Here is a 22,105-nt window from a genome sequence, read left to right on the forward strand (position 1 = left end):
TTGCTGCCCGGCAACAAAATCACTACACTAACGCCGTTCTCAACGGGGTGCTAAATAAAAAACATACACAAGATCATTCATGATGCATCAAGGCGGCAAGCGAGTGAGTCCCCAGGAGCATAGATAACTATGTGACTGGGGTGAGCGAGCGCTGCCAACACAGAGGCAGCGTGAATGATGAAGTGTATGGGCTGAGAGATACCCGTCGAACCTGATCCGGATAATGCCGGCGAAGGGATTTGAGGCTTATCTCAAGTCCTTTGCCACCCAACTCTTGAGGTGCAAAGTGTTTAAAAAATGTCTTCCGCTTTTACTGCTGTGCGCAGCGCCTGCTTTCGCTAAACCTGTACTGACCGTCTATACCTACGACTCGTTCGCAGCTGACTGGGGCCCGGGCCCGACAATCAAAAAAGCCTTTGAAGCTGACTGCAACTGCGAGCTAAAACTGGTCGCGCTGGAAGATGGCGTTTCGCTGCTTAACCGCTTGCGCATGGAAGGAAAAAACAGCAAAGCCGACGTCGTACTGGGTCTGGATAACAACCTTCTGGAAGCCGCTACACAAACCAAACTGTTTGCCAAAAGTGGTGTTGCAAACGACGCCGTTAACGTACCCGGCGGCTGGAAAAACGATACCTTCGTTCCGTTTGATTACGGCTATTTCGCCTTCGTTTATGATAAAAACAAGCTGAAGAATCCGCCCAAAAGCCTGAAAGAACTGGTAGAGAGCGACCAAAAATGGCGCGTCATTTATCAGGATCCGCGCACCAGCACGCCGGGATTGGGTCTGCTGCTATGGATGCAGAAAGTCTATGGCGATAAAGCGCCAGAGGCGTGGCAGAAACTGGCAGCCAAAACCGTCACCGTCACCAAGGGCTGGAGCGAAGCCTACGGCCTGTTCCTGAAAGGTGAAAGCGATCTGGTGCTCAGCTACACCACCTCTCCGGCCTATCACATCATCGCCGATAAAAAAGACAACTACGCCGCAGCCGACTTTAGCGAAGGCCATTATTTGCAGGTGGAAGTCGCCGCCCGTACCGCGGCCAGCAAGCAGCCGGAACTGGCCGAGAAATTCCTGAAGTTTATGGTATCCCCGGCATTCCAGAATGCGATTCCGACCGGCAACTGGATGTATCCCGTGACGCAAGTCGCCCTACCGCCAGGATTCGAGCAACTGAATAAACCGGCCACCGCGCTGGAATTTACGCCGCAGCAGGTTGCGGCTCAACGTCAGGCATGGATTAGCGAATGGCAACGCGCCGTCAGCCGTTAATTCCCGGCTGGCTGTTTCCTGGGCTTACCGCCGCCACGCTGATGGTGGCCGTTGCCCTGGCCGCATTTTTGGCACTGTGGTTTAACGCCCCGCAGGGAGAATGGCTCTCGCTGTGGCAAGATGACTACCTGTGGCACGTGGTGCGCTTTTCTTTCTGGCAGGCATTTTTATCCGCTGTGCTGTCGGTTGTCCCGGCGATTTTCCTTGCCAGAGCGCTCTATCGTCGCCGTTTTCCTGGACGTATGGCGCTGCTGCGTCTGTGCGCGATGACGTTAATCCTGCCAGTGCTGGTCGCGGTATTCGGTATTCTTAGCGTCTACGGTCGCCAGGGTTGGCTGGCCTCGCTCTGGCATACATTCGGGCTGGAGTGGACGTTTTCGCCATACGGTTTGCAGGGCATTCTGCTGGCGCATGTCTTTTTCAATCTGCCGATGGCCAGCCGCCTGCTGTTACAGTCGCTGGAGAATATTCCCGGCGAACAGCGGCAGTTAGCCGCTCAGTTGGGTATGCGTGGCTGGCATTTCTTCCGTTTTGTTGAATGGCCGTGGCTGCGTCGTCAGATCCTGCCCGTCGCGGCACTTATCTTTATGTTGTGCTTCGCCAGCTTCGCCACCGTTCTGTCGCTTGGCGGCGGGCCACAGGCCACCACCATCGAGCTGGCTATCTATCAGGCGCTGAATTTTGATTACGATCCTGCCCGCGCAGCCATGCTGGCGTTGATCCAGATGGTTTGTTGTTTGGCGCTGGTGCTCCTCAGCCAACGTCTGAGCCGCGCGATTGCTCCCGGTGCTACCCTGGTACAAGGCTGGCGCGATCCCGACGATCGCCTGCACAGCCGACTGGCTGACGCAATCCTGATTATTCTTGCCCTGTTGCTGTTACTGCCGCCGTTGCTGGCGGTGATTGTCGATGGCTTAAACCGCCATGTTCTGGATGTACTGATGCAGCCAGTGCTGTGGCAGGCGCTGGGAACCTCGCTGCGCATCGCATTAGCAGCAGGAGCGTTATGCGTCGTACTCACCATGATGCTGTTATGGAGCAGTCGTGAACTTCGTGCCCGACAGCAACTGCTGGCAGGTCAGATGCTGGAGTTGAGCGGCATGATGATCCTCGCCATGCCGGGCATCGTGCTGGCAACCGGCTTCTTTCTGCTGCTCAATAACACCATTGGTCTTCCTGAATCTGCCGACGGCATTGTCATTTTTACCAATGCATTGATGGCGATCCCTTACGCACTGAAGGTACTGGAAAACCCAATGCGTGACGTCACTGCGCGCTACAGTATGTTGTGCCAGTCGTTGGGCGTTGAGGGATGGTCGCGCCTGAAAGTGGTTGAACTGCGCGCCCTGAAGCGCCCGCTGGCGCAGGCGATGGCGTTTGCCTGCGTCCTGTCGATTGGCGATTTTGGCGTAGTGGCGTTATTTGGTAATGAGGATTTCCGTACCCTGCCGTTTTATTTATATCAGCAGATTGGCTCTTATCGCAGTCAGGATGGCGCGGTTACGGCGTTATTACTGCTGATCCTGTGCTTTACGCTGTTTACCGTTATTGAGAAATTGCCGGGTCGAAATGTTAAAACTGATTGATATCACATGGCTTTATCACCATTTGCCTATGCGCTTTACGCTGTCGGTCACGCGCGGTGAGCAAATAGCTGTACTCGGGCCCAGCGGCGCCGGGAAAAGTACGCTGCTGAATCTGATTGCCGGCTTTCTCACGCCTGCCAGCGGTACCATGATGATTGACGGTGAAGATCACACCACCACGCCGCCCTCACGCCGTCCCGTTTCCATGTTGTTTCAGGAAAATAACCTGTTCAGCCATCTGAGCGTACAGCAAAACATCGGCCTGGGCCTGAATCCGGGATTGAAGCTGAACACATCGCAGCGGGAGAAAATGCACCACATCGCTCAACAAATGGGACTCGACTCTCTGCTGGAACGCCTCCCCGGTGAGCTTTCCGGCGGGCAGCGGCAGCGCGTGGCGCTGGCGCGTTGTCTGGTGCGAGAACAACCTATTTTACTGCTTGATGAACCGTTCTCAGCGCTCGATCCCGCGCTGCGCCAGGAGATGCTAACGCTGGTCGCCGAAGTCTGTCGCGAGAAGCAGCTGACGTTGCTGATGGTTTCTCACAGCGTAGAAGATGCCGCGCGAATTGCGTCCCGCTCGATTGTGGTCGCCGATGGGCGCATCGCGTGGCAGGGCAAAACGGACGATCTGTTAAGCGGCAACGCCAGCGCCTCGGCGCTATTGGGCATTAAAGCATAATGCGTTGCCGGATGACGGCGTGAACGCCTTATCCGGCCTGTAGGTCGCACATTTTGTAGGCCGGATAAGGCGAAGCCGCCATCCGGCAAAGGTATCGTCAGTAACCTACAACCTTACGCAGAATGTCGATATACACCGGCATCAGCGGATGGCGCAGTAACGCCACCAGCGCGACCACGCCGATCCCGAGCGTTAACGGCGCCAGATACAGCAAACGGCTGCGGGGGAAATACGCCGTTAAGCGATCAACAGCCGCTTTGCCACTACGCCATAGCCGCCAGCAAAACCAGCCGCCCACCCAGAGCAACACCGCCGTCGCCAGCAGCAACCATTTAAAATCCCCGCTCTGCATATCAGAAGGGATATCAATTGCCGCTCCCGCCAGGATCCCCGGCAGGAAGTAGAACGGTGGCCACAGCACGCAGCCAATAATATTCGGGACGATAAATTTAGCGACAGGCAGATCCAGCATGCCTGCTACCATCGGCACCAGCGGGCGCGTCGGTCCGACAAAACGCCCCACCAGAATAGTAAACATGCTGTGTTGATGCAGGGCGTGCTCGGTTTTATCCAGCAGCGCCTTGTTCTTTTTCATGAATGACCAACGGTGCAGCGGCTTTTTAAAGCGCCAGCCCAACCAGAAGGAGATCCAGTCCCCCAACAGGCAGCCGACAATGCCCGCAAGCCAGGCATGCCAGAAGTTCAGTTCGCCGCTGCCAATCAGCGCGCCCAACCCCGCCATCATCACGGTCCCGGGCAGAATCAGACCAACCAGCGCCAGCGACTCCAAAAAAGCCACCAGAAGTACGGCGATCAGAGAGTACAGGGCGGACTGGAGAATAAAGTGTTCCAGCAATGCTTGCATAATGTGTCCGTCAAATTTACGAAGCAGGGATTTTGATAACCCCTCTCAACTTCGTCAAGCCATCAATTGTCTGAATAGATTGCGAGTTATGACAACTTTCAGGATACATCATTCACTTTTTCTTTACATCAAGGTCTGTTTACCGCAAATGACACGCAATTTGCCGAGTTTCGGCGCATCCTGGATCAATCGCTGGCCGAAAAGAAAGGGTGATTTAATGCGCGATAAGTATTCATGGTGAAAGACTTAGAGCCAGGCCCATTAGTTCATTTCACCGTGTCAAAATACTCCAGCTCAAGAGAGTCCCATTTTTGGGATATACAATAGCGTTGATAGTTATCAGCATAGTTATGCGGGTCATGATAAAACCATATACAATTATATTTTATTGAAGGATTTAGTTTCTGCAAAAAACCGATTAAGTACGTTTTTTTAGCAGCGATATCATTAATATTACTCCACTTTACAATAACTCTCATTTGCTGATTATCCAGATTATATTCATAATTATACTCAACATCTTCTGATATTAATGGTACATTTTTCAGAACATCAGGCGTATATAGCCAGTAAGAAAAAATATCACTACGTTCGTAATGATGTTCCCCAGACGTTAGAGCAAACCAAATTAAAAAACACAGAAATGGTATAGTAAGTAGTATTACAAATAATAAAATCCATTTTTTCATATTCACCAATGCCTCTGTGGTGAATGTGGATTAAGCAGAAAAAAAAGTGGACGGTCAAATGGCGAATCAGCATAGTTCATAGTATCAGATACTGAGACAGAGCCATAAACCTCATGATTTATCCTATTTTTATTTTTATTTTTAAAAAAACCATCAATCGGATTACTATGAAACTGATTACACATTAAACCGGAGAAAGATTCATTTAATGGTTTTATATAATTCATCCAGTCTGGCAGATTTTTCTTAATCGGTTCTCCATATTTGAAAGGTGGATGAGTTGAAAAAAGAAAAGGCAAAAAGTCTCTATTCTTAAAAGTACCAATTGGATCATGAGCATCCCATATTTGTGCGGCTGTTTCATAGGATACAGGCTTCGCCAGATAAAATGGATCTGGCCCGGTTCCAAAAACACGATAAAAACCCACTAAATCAGAAACTAAATCCTCGACACTAAAACCACTATCGGTATACCAATTGAAGAGAATAGAGTCTTGCCAGGCTTCGAATCTTTTTGCAGTCCCATACATAATAGTCAGAGCAATTCGGGCCTTAACCGCAGGTGAAAGGCATGAACGCACCATGACCTGTGTATGTACACCAGAATGAAAAGTCAAACCTAAACCAAATAACTTCTTCCTTATCCCCATTTCCTGATAGTAATCTACTGGAAAGTACCAATCATTGAGTTTCTTGTAATATTTTGCTCGTTGCTCTTGTTCAAGTTTTCTCTTCAGGATTCTGGCATCATTTCCCTGTGCATGACCTAAATCGATCCACCCCAGCTCTTCAGTGTAAACTAACCCATATTTTTTTGTTGTCGCAAACATTCCATCAGTAATATCAAAACGCTTACTCATTTAAAACCTCCTTGACAGGAAGTTTATAGCAAGAATATTTTCATCAAACAAATGCTGATTTTTTATTATTTATAGATATATATTCATCATAAAATCACCGCGCATCTCAGATGCCAAATTTTAATGCGCTGAAAGAAGTTTAATACTCGCAGCGCACAAGCTAAATTTATTCACATCCAGCGCGAAACTCACTCGGACTGGCACCGGTACATTTTTTGAAAACACGAGAGAAATAGAGCTGGTCGTCAAAACCAACATTGCGACCTACGGTGGCGATAGGCATACGTGTGGTACTCAGCAGTAGCTTCGCCTGGCTGATGCGCTGGTCCTCGCGCCAGCTTAATACGCTGATCCCCAACTGCTGACGGAACAGATGCGACAAACGGGAAGGCGACAGGCAGACGTGCTGCGCGACGCTGGCGATATCAAAATTGCTGTCCGCCAGGTGATCGCTGATGTACTGGCAGGCATCGCGGACGCGGTTGTCCATGGGCGGGTGTAGCGATTCATTGATGGCTTCCATACGTCGGAGCAACAACTGCTCCAGTAAATTAATCGCCAGCAGTTCGGAATAACGACCTTCTCCCTGCCCGGCGTTAATTATCTGCCCAAACAGTTCGTTAAAATGCGGCTGATGCGCTTCATCCAGGCGGAAAAAGCCGGTCTGGCCAAAAATGGCCGGCCAGGTCAGCCACTCCTGCCAGTAGGCGCGCGGACGAAAGTAAACCCACTGGTGATACCACTCGCTGGCATCAGGGTGGCGCCCGTAGTGATGAATTTCTCCAGGTGGAAACAACAGAATATCGCCAGGCCGGCAGACAAACTGCTTGCCCTGATTATTGATAACCCCTTCGCCACGGATGGTGAGATTGAGGATATAACCCTTCATACCCAGCGGCCTGTCGATAAAAAAATCCAGGTATCCGTTCGCCTCAATGGGGGTTAATCCGGCCACCAAATGCGCGTTAAACGAATAACCTGGCAACAGGGGATCGTTTTGCGTTTCAGCCATAATTTCAATACTCCCTATGTCCTGCCAAGAAACAATTTGTCCATATTACGCCAGACATCATCGCTGTCGCCCCTGCGGGCCGCTGTATTTGCGGCAATGGACCACCAACCCCGCTTGTGAAAAGCTCTTTGTAAAAAACATGTACTACGCCAACGTCAAAATCGGCTAACAAAAGTGTCTATAACTACGGCAGAAATGTCCACATTGATTATTTGCACAGCGTCACACTTTGTGATGTCACAGCATTTTAGTCCATAAGATTAGCGGATCCTGCCTGACGGTTTTTATCGCTACTCACTACTGTTTATCCATACCCGTATTTTTGGATGGAGTAAGACGATGGCGATTGCAATTGGCCTCGATTTTGGTAGTGATTCAGTACGCGCTTTGGCGGTGGAATGTGCCACCGGCGAAGAGATCGCCACCAGCGTTGAGTGGTACCCACGTTGGCAGGAAGGGCAGTATTGCGATGGCCCAAACAACCAGTTTCGCCATCATCCGCGCGACTACATTGAGTCCATGGAAGCGGCGCTGAAAACCGTCCTGGCCGAGCTGAGCGCGGAACAACGCGCGGAAGTGGTCGGGATTGGCGTTGACAGTACCGGCTCAACCCCGGCACCCATCGATGCAGACGGTAATGTACTGGCGCTGCGTCCGGAGTTCGCGGAAAACCCGAATGCGATGTTTGTCCTGTGGAAAGATCACACCTCAGTAGAAGAAGCCGAAGAAATCACCCGCCTGTGCCATACACCGGGCAAGATCGATTACTCCCGCTATATCGGTGGCATTTATTCCAGCGAATGGTTCTGGGCCAAAATCCTGCATGTAACTCGTCAGGACCACGCAGTTGCCGAAGCTGCGGTTTCGTGGATTGAGCTATGCGACTGGGTTCCAGCCCTGCTCTCCAACACCGTACGCCCGCAGGATATTCGTCGCGGTCGCTGCAGCGCCGGGCATAAATCCCTGTGGCATGAAAGCTGGGGGGGTCTGCCGCCAGCCAGTTTCTTTGACGAACTCGACCCCATCCTCAACCGCCATCTGCAATACCCAATGTTTACCGATACCTTCACCGCGGATCTGCCGGTTGGCACCCTGTGCGCCGAGTGGGCACAGCGTCTGGGGCTACCGGAGAGTGTGGTGATTGCAGGCGGTGCTTTTGACTGCCATATGGGCGCGGTCGGCGCAGGTGCACAGCCTAACACGCTGGTGAAAGTCATCGGCACGTCAACCTGCGACATTCTGATTGCCGACAAGCAAAGCGTTGGCGAGCGTGCGGTGAAAGGCATTTGCGGCCAGGTTGATGGCAGCGTGGTACCTAATTTTATTGGCCTTGAAGCTGGTCAGTCTGCATTCGGTGACATCTATGCCTGGTTTAGCCGTGTATTGAGCTGGCCGCTGGAACAGCTTGCGGCGCAGCACCCGGAACTGAAAACACAGATTAAAGCCAGCCAAAAACAGCTGCTGCCTGCGCTCACCGAAGCCTGGGCGAAAAATCCGTCGCTGGATCACCTGCCGGTCGTGCTCGACTGGTTCAATGGTCGTCGTACGCCGAATGCCAACCAGCGTTTGAAAGGCGTCATTACCGACCTGAATCTGGCAACCGATGCGCCAGCGCTGTTCGGTGGTCTGATTGCCGCCACGGCCTTTGGCGCACGCGCCATCATGGAATGCTTCACCGAACAAGGCATTGCGGTTAACAACGTGATGGCGCTTGGCGGTATCGCGCGCAAGAACCCGGTCATCATGCAGGCCTGCTGTGACGTGCTGAACCGTCCGCTACAGATTGTCGCTTCAGACCAGTGCTGCGCACTCGGTGCAGCTATCTTCGCCGCCGTTGCCGCGAAAGTACACGCCGATATCCCTGCCGCTCAGCAGCAGATGGCAAGCGCCGTGGAAAACACGCTGCAACCTCGCCCAGAGCAGGCTCAACGTTTTGAACAGCTTTACCGCCGCTATCAGCAGTGGGCAGTAAGCGCTGAACAGCAATACCTTCCGACTGCCGCTCCGGCGCAACAAGCCCCGGTAGACCTGGCAACCCTGACACATTAAGGACACGACAATGACGATTTTTGATAACTATGAAGTGTGGTTTGTGATTGGTAGCCAGCATCTGTATGGCCCTGAAACCCTGCGTCAGGTAACCCAACATGCCGAGCACGTCGTTAACGCACTGAATACTGAAGCCAAACTGCCCTGCAAGCTGGTATTAAAACCGCTGGGCACTTCCCCTGATGAGATTACCGCTATCTGTCGTGACGCGAACTACGACGATCGCTGTGCAGGGATGGTGGTCTGGCTGCATACCTTCTCCCCGGCCAAAATGTGGATTAACGGCCTGACTATCCTCAACAAGCCGCTGATGCAGTTCCACACCCAGTACAACGCCGCCCTGCCGTGGGACAGCATTGATATGGACTTTATGAACCTGAACCAGACTGCGCACGGCGGTCGTGAGTTCGGCTTCATCGGCGCGCGTATGCGTCAGCAGCATGCCGTGGTCACCGGTCACTGGCAGGATAAACAAGCGCACGAACGCATTGGCTCCTGGATGCGCCAGGCCGTGTCCAAACAAGATACCCGCCACCTGAAAGTCTGCCGTTTTGGCGACAACATGCGTGAAGTTGCGGTCACCGATGGCGATAAAGTCGCTGCGCAGATCAAGTTCGGCTTCTCGGTAAACACCTGGGCCGTGGGCGATCTGGTGCAGGTAGTGAACGCAATTAGCGACGGTGAAATCAACGCGCTAATCGATGAGTACGAAAGCACCTACACCATGACGGCGGCGACGCAAGTCCACGGCGAAAAACGTCAGAACGTCCTGGAAGCGGCCCGTATTGAACTGGGGATGAAGCGCTTCCTGGAACAGGGAGGATTCCACGCCTTCACCACCACATTTGAAGATTTACACGGACTGAAACAGCTCCCTGGTCTGGCCGTACAGCGTCTGATGCAGCAAGGCTACGGCTTTGCGGGCGAAGGCGACTGGAAAACCGCCGCTCTGCTTCGCATCATGAAGGTGATGTCAACCGGTCTGCAGGGCGGCACCTCATTTATGGAGGATTACACCTACCACTTCGAAAAAGGCAACGATCTGGTGCTCGGCTCGCACATGCTGGAAGTGTGCCCGTCCATCGCGGTGGAAGAGAAACCGATCCTCGACGTACAGCACCTCGGCATTGGTGGTAAAGACGATCCTGCCCGTCTGATCTTCAACACCAAAACCGGCCCGGCAGTGGTTGCCAGCCTGATCGATCTCGGCGATCGCTATCGCCTGCTGGTTAACTGCATCGACACGGTACAAACGCCGCATTCCCTGCCAAAACTGCCTGTCGCTAACGCGCTATGGAAAGCTCAACCGGATCTGCCAACCGCTTCTGAAGCTTGGATCCTGGCCGGTGGCGCGCACCACACCGTGTTCAGCCACGCGCTGGATCTGAACGACATGCGTCAGTTCGCTGAAATGCACGATATCGAGATCGCGGTGATCGATAACGATACCCGCCTGCCGGCCTTTAAGGACGCGCTGCGCTGGAACGAAGTGTATTACGGCTTCAAACGTTAACAACTGCCGGATGACGGCGTAAACACCTTATCCGGCCTACAAGAATGTGCGATTTGTAGGCCGGATAAGCGTAGCGCCATCCGGCAAGATTCATCGGAGAGCATCATGTTAGAAGATCTCAAACGTCAGGTACTGGAAGCCAATCTGGCGTTGCCTAAGCACAATCTGGTCACCCTGACCTGGGGGAATGTCAGCGCCGTCGATCGCGAGCGCGGCGTGTTTGTGATTAAACCTTCAGGAGTCGATTACAGCGTAATGACCGCCGACGATATGGTGGTAGTCAGTATCGCCACGGGTGAAGTTGTAGAAGGTACGAAGAAACCTTCCTCAGATACCCCAACACATCGTTTGCTGTATCAGGCATTCCCGACCATTGGCGGCATTGTTCACACCCATTCGCGCCATGCAACCATCTGGGCGCAGGCGGGTCAGTCGATTCCGGCAACGGGGACCACCCATGCGGACTATTTCTACGGTTCGATTCCCTGCACACGCAAAATGACCGACGAAGAAATCAATGGCGAATATGAATGGGAAACCGGTAACGTAATCGTTGAAGCCTTTGAAAAACAAGGTATTGATGCCGCACAGATGCCTGGCGTGCTGGTGCACTCTCACGGTCCATTTGCCTGGGGAAAAAATGCCGAAGATGCGGTGCATAACGCCATCGTGCTGGAAGAAGTAGCCTATATGGGGATTTTCTGCCGCCAGCTCGCGCCGCAATTACCGGATATGCAGCAAACCCTGCTAGATAAACACTACCTGCGCAAACACGGTGCAAAAGCGTATTACGGGCAGTAAAAGAAATAAGCGCGCAGATAATCTACGCGCTCCTTTATAGTTATTCGCTATAATATTCGGCGAATGAACCTTGGTATACACAATCATTTGAACAGATATAATCAATTACATTATCATATTGTCCATGTGCCTTATTTCCTTCCAGACAATGGAAAAAGATATAATCTGTAATCGTCGCCTGCCACTTCTGCCCGTTCAGCAGATAATTAATCACTGTATCTTTGTGCCCCTTACTTTTGTCATTACCCTGCCAGTGAAAAAAAGCGCTACCATTATCAATAATTTCAGCATTCCACAACTTACCGTCCCATGTTTTATATAAAATATACTTGCTCACAATTTTAATCGCTGGATTAGAAATCATTGTGTTAACAAACATATAGTTCTGATACTTAATGCCAAGCTGATGTTTGGAAAGAACGTTCATAAAAACTCCATTTTTTCAAAATTAATATCAAAAGGACAAAAAAATGCACAAGCCATCGAAAAAAAATAAAATTATATTCACAGAGAATTTCCCGACGAAATTGAATTGAAACTGCTTATTTAGAGCAATAACAATCCTATTTAAATATATTATATTTAAGATGATGGCCCAAACATTTCGAATGAAAGTTTTACACTAACAGCTAATAAAAACAAATAAAAATATAATTTTTTTACTAATCCGAGAAATATGTAGCAAAATCAAATGAGCACTATTCCTAAAAAACAGAAAAAGTATGAAAACGAACTTGTAATTAACAATTAAAACATAAACAACGTAATTAATGGAAACTAATGTACAAATACCAGCTATAACATATCTATCTGTAGCCTATCAAAGCTATTTTATTCATATATTGCATATGAATATAACATTGTCAGGTAGGAATAATTATTTTACTCAGGAAAGCGTATTTCGGGCAGTAACCTCTTCTGAGCATGACAACTGTATAAAATCACAGCTAACCTATCAGAACCAGGCTATAATAATGCCTGGTTTTTTGACGGATACGCAGCGTGGCGCAAGCAGGTTTTATTTTAACCCGGCACTGGCGGGACACCCCGCAGGGAACTGAGGTCTCATTCTGGCTGGCTACAGACGATGGGCCGCTGCAGGTCACGCTCGCGCCTCAGGTGTCGGTCGCGTTTATTCCCACCAGTCAGGTTCCTCGCGTAATGTCATTATTACGCACTGAAAACGGCTATCGCCTGAAATCGCTGCAATTGCAAGACTTCCACCGCCATCCTGTTTCCGGCCTGTATTGCCGCTCACATCGCCAGCTCATGCGGTTGGAAAAACTGCTGCGCGAAAACGCAGTCACCGTCTATGAGGGCGATGTACGCCCACCTGAGCGGTATCTGATGGAGCGCTTTATCACCTCTCCTGTTTGGGTCGAAGGCGACAGACATAATGACATGCTGGTGAATGTCCGCCTGAAGCCGAACCCTGACTTTCGACCACCGCTAAAATGGGTATCGCTGGATATCGAAACCACGCGCCACGGCGAACTCTATTGCATCGGTCTTGAAGGCTGTGGGCAGCGTATTGTCTACATGCTCGGCCCGGCAAACGGCGACGCCTCTACGCTTGATTTTGAACTTGAGTACGTTGCAAGCCGCCCGCAGTTGCTGGAAAAACTCAATGACTGGATTGCCCGTCACGATCCTGATGTGATAATCGGCTGGAACGTCGTGCAATTCGATTTACGCGTCCTGCAAAAGCACGCCGAACGTTACCGCATTCCCCTGCGTTTTGGTCGTGATAGCAGCGAGCTTGAGTGGCGCGAGCATGGCTTCAAGAACGGCGTATTCTTCGCTCAGGCTAAGGGGCGCCTGATTATCGACGGTATTGAGGCGCTAAAATCAGCGTTCTGGAATTTCTCGTCATTCTCGCTGGAAACGGTGTCGCAAGAATTGCTGGGTGAAGGCAAGTCGATTGATAACCCGTGGGACCGAATGGACGAAATTGACCGTCGGTTTGCCCAGGATAAACCCGCGCTCGCCACCTACAATCTCAAAGACTGTGAGCTGGTCACGCGTATTTTTCATAAAACCGAGATCATGCCATTTCTGCTGGAGCGCTCGACGGTCAACGGTCTGCCGGTCGACCGTCACGGTGGTTCGGTTGCCGCCTTCGGCCACCTCTACCTGCCACGAATGCACCGGGCGGGTTATGTGGCGCCGAATCTGGGTGAAGTCCCCGCGCACGCCAGTCCCGGCGGCTACGTGATGGACTCGCGCCCAGGCTTATACGACTCCGTACTGGTGCTGGATTACAAAAGCCTGTATCCCTCAATAATTCGTACTTTTTTAATCGATCCGGTGGGGCTTATCGAAGGGATGGCGCAGCCGGATCCGGAACACAGCACCGAAGGTTTCCTTGACGCCTGGTTTTCACGCGAAAAGCACTGCCTGCCTGAAATCGTTACTCAGATCTGGCACGGGCGCGAAGAAGCAAAACGCCGCGGCAATAAGCCACTCTCGCAGGCGTTGAAAATCATCATGAACGCATTTTACGGCGTGCTGGGCACCACCGCCTGTCGCTTTTTCGACCCGAGACTGGCCTCGTCCATTACCATGCGCGGCCATGCGATCATGCGCCAGACCAAAGCGTTAATTGAGGCTCAGGGTTACGATGTCATTTATGGCGATACCGATTCCACCTTTGTCTGGCTGAAAAAGGCGCACTCAGAAGACGATGCAGCCCGAATTGGTCGGGAACTTGTGAGCTATGTCAACACCTGGTGGGCGCAATCGCTGAAGCAACAAAATCTGACCAGCGCGCTGGAGCTGGAATTTGAAACCCATTTTTGTCGCTTTCTGATGCCGACCATTCGCGGTGCAGATACCGGCAGTAAAAAACGCTATGCAGGGATGATTCAGGACGGTGCAGAGCAACGTATGGTGTTTAAGGGACTGGAAACAGTACGAACCGACTGGACGCCGCTGGCCCAACAGTTTCAGCAGGAGCTATACCTGCGAATTTTTCGTAACGAACCTTATCAGGAGTTTGTTCGCGAGACTATTGCCCGTCTGATGGCCGGTGAAATGGATGAACAACTGGTGTACCGCAAGCGCCTGCGCCGCCCGTTAAGCGAATACCAGCGAAATGTTCCACCACACGTTCGTGCCGCGCGACTTGCCGATGAGCAGAATGTAAAACTGGGGCGTCCACCGCAGTATCAGAATCGCGGAACCATAAAATATGTCTGGACGGTCAATGGCCCAGAACCTGTTGATTATCAGCTATCTGTGCTCGACTACGAGCATTATCTGACCCGCCAGATCCAACCCGTTGCCGAGGGAATTCTTCCCTTTATTGACGATAATTTTGCTACACTACTCACAGGACAACTGGGGTTATTTTGACGCGTGACGAAACCGCCGCCATCCAGTACCATAGCGCCCTTTCCATTCCTGGACCCATTTAACACCACTACCACTGATTTATTAGCCTGGTAGCGGGGTCGTATGCTCTCAATAACGGGGATTAGCCCGGAAAATGACGAGTATTGCCTGCAATTAAAGATATAGAGCCGAACATATATGCCTTTTACACTTGGTCAACGCTGGATCAGCGATACAGAAAGCGAATTGGGACTTGGTACTGTTGTCGCCATGGATGCGCGAACCGTCACTTTACTTTTCTCATCGACGGGCGAAAACCGTCTGTATGCGCGCAGTGATTCCCCCGTGACCCGCGTGATGTTCAATCCTGGCGATACGATAACAAGCCATGAAGGCTGGCAGCTGCATGTCGATGAAGTAAAAGAAGAAAACGGCCTGCTTGCCTATATCGGAACCCGCCTGGATACCGAAGAAACCGGTGTCATGCTGCGTGAAGTACTGCTCGACAGCAAACTGGTATTCAGCAAACCACAAGATCGCCTGTTTGCTGGCCAGATTGACCGCATGGATCGCTTTGCTCTGCGCTATCGCGCACGTAAATTTCAGAGCGAACAATACCGTATGCCGTGGAGTGGGTTGCGTGGTCAACGTACCAGCCTGATTCCTCACCAGCTGAACATTGCCCATGATGTTGGCCGTCGTCATGCCCCTCGCGTTTTACTGGCAGATGAAGTGGGTTTAGGTAAAACCATTGAAGCCGGGATGATCCTGCATCAACAACTGCTGTCCGGTGCCGCAGAGCGCGTGCTGATCATCGTCCCGGAGACATTACAGCACCAGTGGCTGGTCGAAATGCTGCGCCGCTTCAACCTGCGTTTTGCACTGTTTGATGATGAGCGTTATGCAGAAGCGCAGCACGACGCCTACAACCCGTTTGAAACCGAACAACTGGTCATCTGCTCGCTGGACTTTGCCCGTCGTAATAAACAACGTCTGGAGCACCTGTGTGACGCCGAGTGGGATCTGCTGATTGTCGATGAAGCCCATCACCTTGTGTGGAGCGAAGACGCGCCCAGCCGCGAATATATGGCCATTGAACAGCTGGCAGAACGTGTGCCGGGCATCCTGCTGCTAACCGCTACACCGGAGCAGCTGGGCATGGAAAGTCACTTTGCACGCCTGCGCCTGCTGGACCCGAGCCGTTTCCATGATTTCGCCCAGTTTGTTGAAGAGCAAAAAAATTATCGTCCGGTCGCCGACGCCGTCGCCATGCTGCTGGCTGGTAACAAGCTGAGTAACAATGAGCTGAACATGTTAGGCGACATGATTGGCGAGCAGGACATTGAGCCGCTATTGCAGGCGGCAAACAGCGACAGCGAAGACGCCCAGAGCGCGCGTCAGGAGCTGGTTTCGATGCTGATGGACCGCCATGGCACCAGCCGTGTGCTGTTCCGTAACACCCGTAACGGTGTAAAAGGCTTCCCGAAACGCGAGCTGCATACCATCAAGCTGCCGCTGCCGACCCAATACCAGACGGCGATTAAAGTCTCCGGCATTATGGGCGCGCGTAAAAGTGCAGAAGACCGGGCGCGCGACATGCTCTACCCGGAACAGATTTATCAGGAATTCGAAGGCGACACCGGCACCTGGTGGAACTTTGACCCGCGCGTGGAATGGCTGATGGGCTACCTGACCAGCCACCGCTCGCAAAAAGTGCTGGTTATCTGCGCGAAAGCCACTACCGCGCTTCAGCTGGAACAGGTTCTGCGCGAACGCGAAGGTATCCGCGCCGCCGTATTCCATGAAGGGATGTCGATCATTGAACGTGACCGCGCCGCGGCCTGGTTTAGCGAAGAAGATAGCGGCGCCCAGGTAATGCTGTGCTCTGAAATCGGCTCCGAAGGGCGTAACTTCCAGTTCGCCAGCAATCTGGTGATGTTTGACCTGCCGTTCAACCCGGACCTGCTGGAACAGCGTATTGGCCGTCTTGACCGTATTGGTCAGGCGCATGATATTCAGATTCACGTTCCGTACCTGGAAAAAACCGCGCAATCCGTGCTGGTGCGCTGGTACCACGAAGGTCTGGATGCGTTCGAACACACCTGTCCGACCGGCCGTACTATCTATGACACGGTCTATAACAATCTGATCGGCTACCTGGCTGAACCAGAAAATACCGAGGGCTTTGACGATCTGATCAAAACCTGCCGCGAACAGCATGACGCGCTGAAAGCACAGCTGGAGCAAGGTCGCGATCGCCTGCTGGAGATCCACTCTAACGGCGGCGAAAAAGCACTGGCGTTGGCTGAAAGTATTGAAGAACAGGACGACGATACCAGCCTGATCGCCTTCGCCATGAACCTGTTTGATATCGTCGGTATTAATCAGGATGACCGTGGCGACAATTTGATCGTACTGACGCCGTCCGATCATATGCTGGTGCCGGATTTCCCTGGGCTGCCGGAAGATGGCTGCACCATTACGTTCGAGCGCGATGTCGCCCTGTCGCGTGAAGATGCCCAGTTCATTACCTGGGAGCATCCGCTGATCCGCAATGGTCTGGATCTGATCCTCTCCGGCGACACCGGAAGCAGCACTATTTCGTTGTTGAAAAACAAAGCATTACCTGTTGGCACACTGCTGGTTGAGCTGGTCTATGTTGTTGAAGCGCAAGCGCCGAAACAACTGCAGCTAAACCGCTTCCTGCCACCAACGCCGGTACGCATGCTGCTGGATAAAAACGGCAATAACCTTGCTGCACAGGTTGAGTTCGAAACCTTTAACCGTCAGCTCAGCGCCGTTAACCGCCACACCGGCAGCAAACTGGTCAACGCCGTGCAGCAGGATGTTCATGCCATTCTGCAACTCGGTGAAGCGCAGGTGGAAAAATCAGCCCGTGCGCTGATCGACGCAGCGCGTAAAGAAGCTGACGAGAAGCTGACGGCAGAACTTTCCCGTCTCGAAGCGCTGCGTGCCGTTAACCCGAACATCCGTGATGACGAACTTAGCGCAATTGAAAGCAACCGTCAGCAGGTGATGGAAAGCCTGGATCAGGCGGGCTGGCGTCTCGATGCCCTGCGCTTGATCGTCGTGACGCACCAGTAACGGAGCCATACATGGGGATGGAAAACTACAATCCGCCGCAGGAACCCTGGCTGGTCATCCTGTATCAGGATGAGCACATTATGGTGGTCAACAAGCCGAGCGGCTTGTTGTCTGTGCCAGGTCGTCTGGATGAGCACAAAGACAGCGTGATGACGCGTATTCAGCGCGATTATCCGCAGGCTGAATCCGTGCATCGTCTGGATATGGCAACCAGCGGCGTGATTGTAGTCGCGCTAACCAAAGCGGCAGAGCGCGAGCTAAAACGCCAGTTTCGCGAGCGCGAACCGAAAAAACAGTATGTCGCACGCGTCTGGGGGCATCCTGCTCCGGCCGAGGGTCTGGTTGATTTACCGCTGATTTGCGACTGGCCGAACAGGCCAAAGCAAAAAGTGTGTTATGAGACCGGGAAATCGGCGCAGACCGAGTATGAAGTTGTGGAGTTCGCGGCGGATAACACCGCCCGGGTCGTGCTCAAACCCATTACCGGACGCTCCCACCAGCTGCGTGTGCATATGCTGGCTTTAGGGCATCCTATCCTGGGCGACCGCTTCTATGCTCCGCCGGAAGCTCTGGCGTTAGCGCCGCGCCTGTTGCTGCATGCAGAGATGTTAACCATCACGCATCCCGAATACGGCAACAGTATGACGTTTAAAGTCCCGGCAGATTTTTAAATTCTGAGCCAATTTATGCCGGGGGCGCTTCGCTTGCCCGGCCTACGTTAATGAATGTAGGCCGGATAAGGCGCTAGCCGCATCCGGCAATTCAATCACTTGAATCCTTTTTGATCCTTAATCAGCTCGTAAGCTTTTTGGATTTCCTGCGCTTTTTGCTTCGCCATTTCCATCATCTCTGGCGGCAGACCTTTCGCAACCAGTTTGTCCGGATGGTGCTCGCTCATCAGCTTACGGTAAGCGCGCTTGATGGTGGTCGCATCGTCGGTCGTTTTCACACCCAGCACATTACAGGCGTCTTCCAGCGTCGGGCCGCGTTGCGCCTGCTGCCAACCACCGCCGCCAGACTGCTGCTGATATCCGCCGCCAAACTGTGCGCCGCCCTGCATCATGCGCAGGAACTGATCAAATTGGGTGCGTGAGATCCCCAACTCTTCAGCAATCACATACAGCACTTCACGTTCGTTAGGATGCAACGACCCATCGGCAAATGCCGCCTGGATCTGAATCTCCAGAAACATGCGGATCAGATCGAATCGACCAAAACAGACGCTGCGAAACTGACGCATCTTTTCACGTAATGGGTAATTATCCGATTTTCCTACCCGGAAGGCATGTTGTGCAGCCGTTCGCGAGTCACCGTGCAAATTCATCCGATCCATCAACTGGCTGGCGATATGTATATCGGCTTCCGTGACGCGACCTTTGGATTTGGTCAGATGTCCCATCACCTCAAAAGTGGTGGCAAAAAACAGCGCCTGGCGTTCACGTTGGTTGGCAAACCACGCCATTTTGCGCATGCGGGCTTTGTCGAACATGTGGCCAACTAACAGCCCCAGAACCACACCCCAGAAGCCGCCGCCCATCATTAAGGCCACGGCTACACCAATTATCTTTCCCCAATACTGCATAGACTCCCCAAATCTTTCCGCTCTCAGCCAGGCTATGTCCCACAATATAAGGTGCTTTTACCGATTTACGGCTGCGGTCAATTGTGGGACATCGCCTATAATTTGCATTATCATACCTGTCATTCAATGCCGTGCCTAACACCACAAACGCTATACCCGTTGGATTTCGAGTTGCAGCAAGGCGGCAACGTAGTGAGTCCCCTGGAGCTTACCCATGTAAGCGACGGGGGTGAACGAGGAAGACAACGAAGATGCTGCTTGAAAGGTGGCGGGTATAAAATGGGCAGGATTAATACTAGCGAAGTGAAGATGAGATAAGTTAGGCTGTGACCGTTTGTCACGCGCGACGCTACTGATGATGGAACAATAAATACAACGTATGAAAAAACGTATTCCCACTCTTCTGGCCACCATGATTGCCAGCGCCCTCTATAGCCATCAGGGCCTGGCAGCCGATCTCGCCTCACAGTGTATGCTGGGCGTGCCGAGCTATGACCGTCCTCTGGTACAGGGCGAGACTAATGAGTTACCCGTCACCATCAATGCCGACAACGCAAAAGGGAATTATCCCGATGACGCGGTGTTTACCGGCAACGTGGATATCGCACAGGGTAACAGCCGCCTGCAGGCCGACGAAGTACAGCTTCATCAGAAACAGGCTGAAGGCCAGCCGGAGCCAGTACGTACCGTCGATGCGTTGGGCAATGTCCATTATGACGACAATCAGGTTATTCTGAAGGGACCGAAGGGCTGGTCCAATCTGAATACCAAAGATACCAACATCTGGGAAGGTGATTACCAGATGGTGGGCCGTCAGGGGCGCGGGAAAGCCGACCTGATGAAACAGCGTGGGGAAAACCGTTATACCATTCTGGAAAACGGTAGCTTTACCTCCTGTCTGCCAGGTTCCGATACCTGGAGCGTCGTCGGTAGCGAAGTTATCCACGACCGTGAAGAACAGGTCGCGGAGATCTGGAACGCCCGTTTTAAACTGGGTCCGGTTCCGGTCTTTTATAGTCCTTATTTACAGTTACCCGTCGGCGATAAACGCCGTTCCGGTTTCCTGATCCCGAACGCAAAATATTCCACCAATAACTATTTTGAGTTCTACCTCCCGTATTACTGGAACATTGCGCCCAATATGGACGCCACTATCACGCCACATTATATGCACCGTCGTGGCGGGATCATGTGGGAGAACGAATTCCGCTACCTCACCCAGGCGGGTGCGGGCTTGATGGAGTTCGACTATCTGAATTCCGATAAAGTGTACGAGGACGAACATCCGAAGGATGACAATTCACGCCGCTGGCTGTTCTACTGGCAGCACGCCGGTGTACTGGACCAGGTGTGGCGTTTCAACGTCGACTACACCAAGGTCAGCGACACCAGCTACTTTAACGATTTCGATAATAAATACGGTTCCAGTACCGACGGCTACGCCACGCAGAAATTCAGCGTCGGCTACGCGGTACAAAACTTTGACGCTACGGTATCGACCAAGCAGTTCCAGGTCTTCGACGCACAAAACAGTAATAGCTACTCTGCTCAGCCGCAGTTAGACGTCAACTACTACCAAAACGACGTTGGTCCGTTTGATACCCGTATTTATGGCCAGGCGGTCCATTTCGTCAATACCAATGACAACATGCCGGAAGCAACGCGTGTTCACCTGGAACCGACGATCAATCTGCCGTTGTCGAATAACTGGGGCAGTATCAATACCGAAGCGAAGCTGCTGGCGACACACTATCAGCAGACCAATCTGGATTGGTACAACAACAACCCGAGTAACGTTAACAAGCTCGACGAGTCAGCCAACCGCGTCATGCCGCAGTTTAAAGTTGACGGCAAAATGGTATTCGAGCGCGACATGCAAATGCTGGCACCGGGCTATACCCAGACGCTGGAGCCACGCGCGCAGTACCTGTACGTACCGTATCGCGACCAGAGTCATATCTATAACTATGACTCATCCTTGCTGCAATCTGACTACAGCGGCCTGTTCCGTGACCGTACTTATGGCGGTCTGGACCGTATTGCTTCTGCCAACCAGGTGACGACCGGGGTCACATCTCGCGTTTATGATGACGCTGCCGTTGAACGTTTTAATATTTCTGTGGGTCAAATCTACTATTTCACCGAGTCTCGCACCGGCGATGACAACATTAAATGGGAGAATGACGACAAAACGGGTTCACTGGTATGGGCGGGCGACACCTACTGGCGTATCTCCGATCGCTGGGGTTTACGCAGTGGGATCCAGTACGACACGCGTCTGGATAGTATCGCCAACAGCAGCAGCAGTATCGAATACCGTCGCGATGAAAACCGGATGCTGCAGTTGAATTACCGTTACGCCAGCCCGGAATATATCCAGGCGACTCTACCGTCTTACTACTCTACGGCAGATCAGTATAAAAACGGGATTTCGCAGGTGGGCGCGGTGGCAAGCTTCCCAATTGCTGAGCGTTGGTCGATTGTTGGCGCTTACTACTTCGATACCAACGTGAACAAAGAAGCAGATTCAATGCTGGGCTTACAGTACAACTCCTGCTGTTACGCCATTCGCTTCGGCTACGAGCGTAAGCTGAACGGTTGGGATGACAAACAGCAACACGCGATTTATGACAACACGATCGGCTTTAATATCGAACTGCGCGGTCTGAGCTCCAACTACGGTCTCGGCACCAACCAAATGCTGCGTTCGAACATTTTGCCGTATCAAAGCTCTTTATGATCTGATTGATTTACAACG

Annotated in this window: 16 protein-coding genes; 10 read left to right on the top strand and 6 right to left on the bottom strand. The window is 52.1% G+C overall.

All coding sequences use genetic code 11. The annotated features are described in order from the left end of the window. Nucleotides 1-286 precede the first annotated feature (286 nt). Genes thiB through thiQ form a run of 3 tightly spaced genes read left to right on the top strand, consistent with a single transcriptional unit; the run spans nt 287 to nt 3,538 of the window. A complete protein-coding gene (gene thiB / locus OGY67_RS07375; RefSeq protein WP_008786184.1) occupies nt 287-1,270 on the top strand; it encodes a thiamine ABC transporter substrate binding subunit in 984 nt (327 codons plus the stop codon). Next, nucleotides 1,246-2,856 carry a thiamine/thiamine pyrophosphate ABC transporter permease ThiP gene (thiP, locus tag OGY67_RS07380; protein ID WP_174770706.1) on the top strand — a complete coding sequence of 537 codons (1,611 nt, stop codon included), beginning with the start codon at nt 1,246-1,248 and terminating at the stop codon, nt 2,854-2,856. The genes thiB and thiP overlap by 25 nt, the downstream gene beginning before the upstream one ends. Continuing rightward, nucleotides 2,840-3,538: a thiamine ABC transporter ATP-binding protein ThiQ gene (thiQ, locus tag OGY67_RS07385; protein ID WP_032942352.1), complete on the top strand. Its 699-nt coding sequence runs from the start codon at nt 2,840-2,842 to the stop codon at nt 3,536-3,538. The genes thiP and thiQ overlap by 17 nt, the downstream gene beginning before the upstream one ends. A gap of 97 nt (nt 3,539-3,635) precedes the next feature. Here thiQ and OGY67_RS07390 read toward each other — a convergent pair whose 3' ends face one another. The 4 genes from OGY67_RS07390 to araC form a co-directional block, all read right to left on the bottom strand. Then, a complete protein-coding gene (locus OGY67_RS07390) occupies nt 3,636-4,403 on the bottom strand; it encodes a DedA family protein (RefSeq protein WP_003829584.1) in 768 nt (255 codons plus the stop codon). 266 nt (nt 4,404-4,669) lie between these two features. Next, entirely contained in the window at nt 4,670-5,092 is a 423-nt protein-coding gene (locus OGY67_RS07395) for a hypothetical protein (RefSeq protein ID WP_174770707.1), read from the bottom strand. A gap of 2 nt (nt 5,093-5,094) precedes the next feature. Continuing rightward, entirely contained in the window at nt 5,095-5,952 is an 858-nt protein-coding gene (locus OGY67_RS07400; RefSeq protein WP_286573819.1) for a hypothetical protein, read from the bottom strand. A gap of 166 nt (nt 5,953-6,118) precedes the next feature. Further along, nucleotides 6,119-6,964, bottom strand: coding sequence for an arabinose operon transcriptional regulator AraC (gene araC / locus OGY67_RS07405; RefSeq protein WP_286573820.1), 846 nt, complete (start codon nt 6,962-6,964; stop codon nt 6,119-6,121). A gap of 339 nt (nt 6,965-7,303) precedes the next feature. On the opposite strand from araC, the gene araB reads away from it, so the two are divergent. The 3 genes from araB to araD all read left to right on the top strand — a co-directional run bounded on the left by araB (nt 7,304) and on the right by araD (nt 11,327). Beyond that, entirely contained in the window at nt 7,304-9,013 is a 1,710-nt protein-coding gene (gene araB, locus OGY67_RS07410; protein WP_103285774.1) for a ribulokinase, read from the top strand. Nucleotides 9,014-9,023: 10 nt separating this feature from the next. Beyond that, nucleotides 9,024-10,526, top strand: coding sequence for an L-arabinose isomerase (araA, locus tag OGY67_RS07415; RefSeq protein WP_174770709.1), 1,503 nt, complete (start codon nt 9,024-9,026; stop codon nt 10,524-10,526). A gap of 105 nt (nt 10,527-10,631) precedes the next feature. After that, a complete protein-coding gene (gene araD, locus OGY67_RS07420) occupies nt 10,632-11,327 on the top strand; it encodes an L-ribulose-5-phosphate 4-epimerase (RefSeq protein WP_048227105.1) in 696 nt (231 codons plus the stop codon). A 40-nt stretch (nt 11,328-11,367) separates the two neighbouring features. Here araD and OGY67_RS07425 read toward each other — a convergent pair whose 3' ends face one another. Further along, nucleotides 11,368-11,754: a DUF4751 family protein gene (locus OGY67_RS07425; RefSeq protein ID WP_286573821.1), complete on the bottom strand. Its 387-nt coding sequence runs from the start codon at nt 11,752-11,754 to the stop codon at nt 11,368-11,370. A 575-nt stretch (nt 11,755-12,329) separates the two neighbouring features. Here OGY67_RS07425 and polB point away from each other — a divergent pair. From polB to rluA, 3 genes are all read left to right on the top strand, one after another. Further along, complete coding sequence (gene polB, locus OGY67_RS07430; RefSeq protein WP_286573822.1) at nt 12,330-14,681, top strand: DNA polymerase II; 2,352 nt, start codon at nt 12,330-12,332, stop codon at nt 14,679-14,681. Nucleotides 14,682-14,858: 177 nt separating this feature from the next. Beyond that, nucleotides 14,859-17,765: an RNA polymerase-associated protein RapA gene (rapA, locus tag OGY67_RS07435; RefSeq protein WP_048236149.1), complete on the top strand. Its 2,907-nt coding sequence runs from the start codon at nt 14,859-14,861 to the stop codon at nt 17,763-17,765. Between the two features lie 11 nt (nt 17,766-17,776). Continuing rightward, the gene (rluA, locus tag OGY67_RS07440; protein WP_003018849.1) at nt 17,777-18,436 is read left to right on the top strand and encodes a bifunctional tRNA pseudouridine(32) synthase/23S rRNA pseudouridine(746) synthase RluA; all 660 of its coding nucleotides are present in this window, start codon (nt 17,777-17,779) and stop codon (nt 18,434-18,436) included. Between the two features lie 95 nt (nt 18,437-18,531). Here the strand turns inward: rluA and djlA are convergent, their stop codons facing one another. Further along, a complete protein-coding gene (gene djlA / locus OGY67_RS07445; protein WP_008786173.1) occupies nt 18,532-19,347 on the bottom strand; it encodes a co-chaperone DjlA in 816 nt (271 codons plus the stop codon). A 379-nt stretch (nt 19,348-19,726) separates the two neighbouring features. Between djlA and lptD the strand changes: the two genes are divergently transcribed. Further along, nucleotides 19,727-22,087 carry an LPS assembly protein LptD gene (gene lptD, locus OGY67_RS07450; RefSeq protein WP_137377563.1) on the top strand — a complete coding sequence of 787 codons (2,361 nt, stop codon included), beginning with the start codon at nt 19,727-19,729 and terminating at the stop codon, nt 22,085-22,087. The last annotated feature ends 18 nt before the right edge of the window (nt 22,088-22,105 follow it).

The sequence above is a fragment of the Citrobacter sp. Cpo015 genome (assembly GCF_030333035.1).
GTDB classification, from domain to species: domain Bacteria; phylum Pseudomonadota; class Gammaproteobacteria; order Enterobacterales; family Enterobacteriaceae; genus Citrobacter; species Citrobacter portucalensis.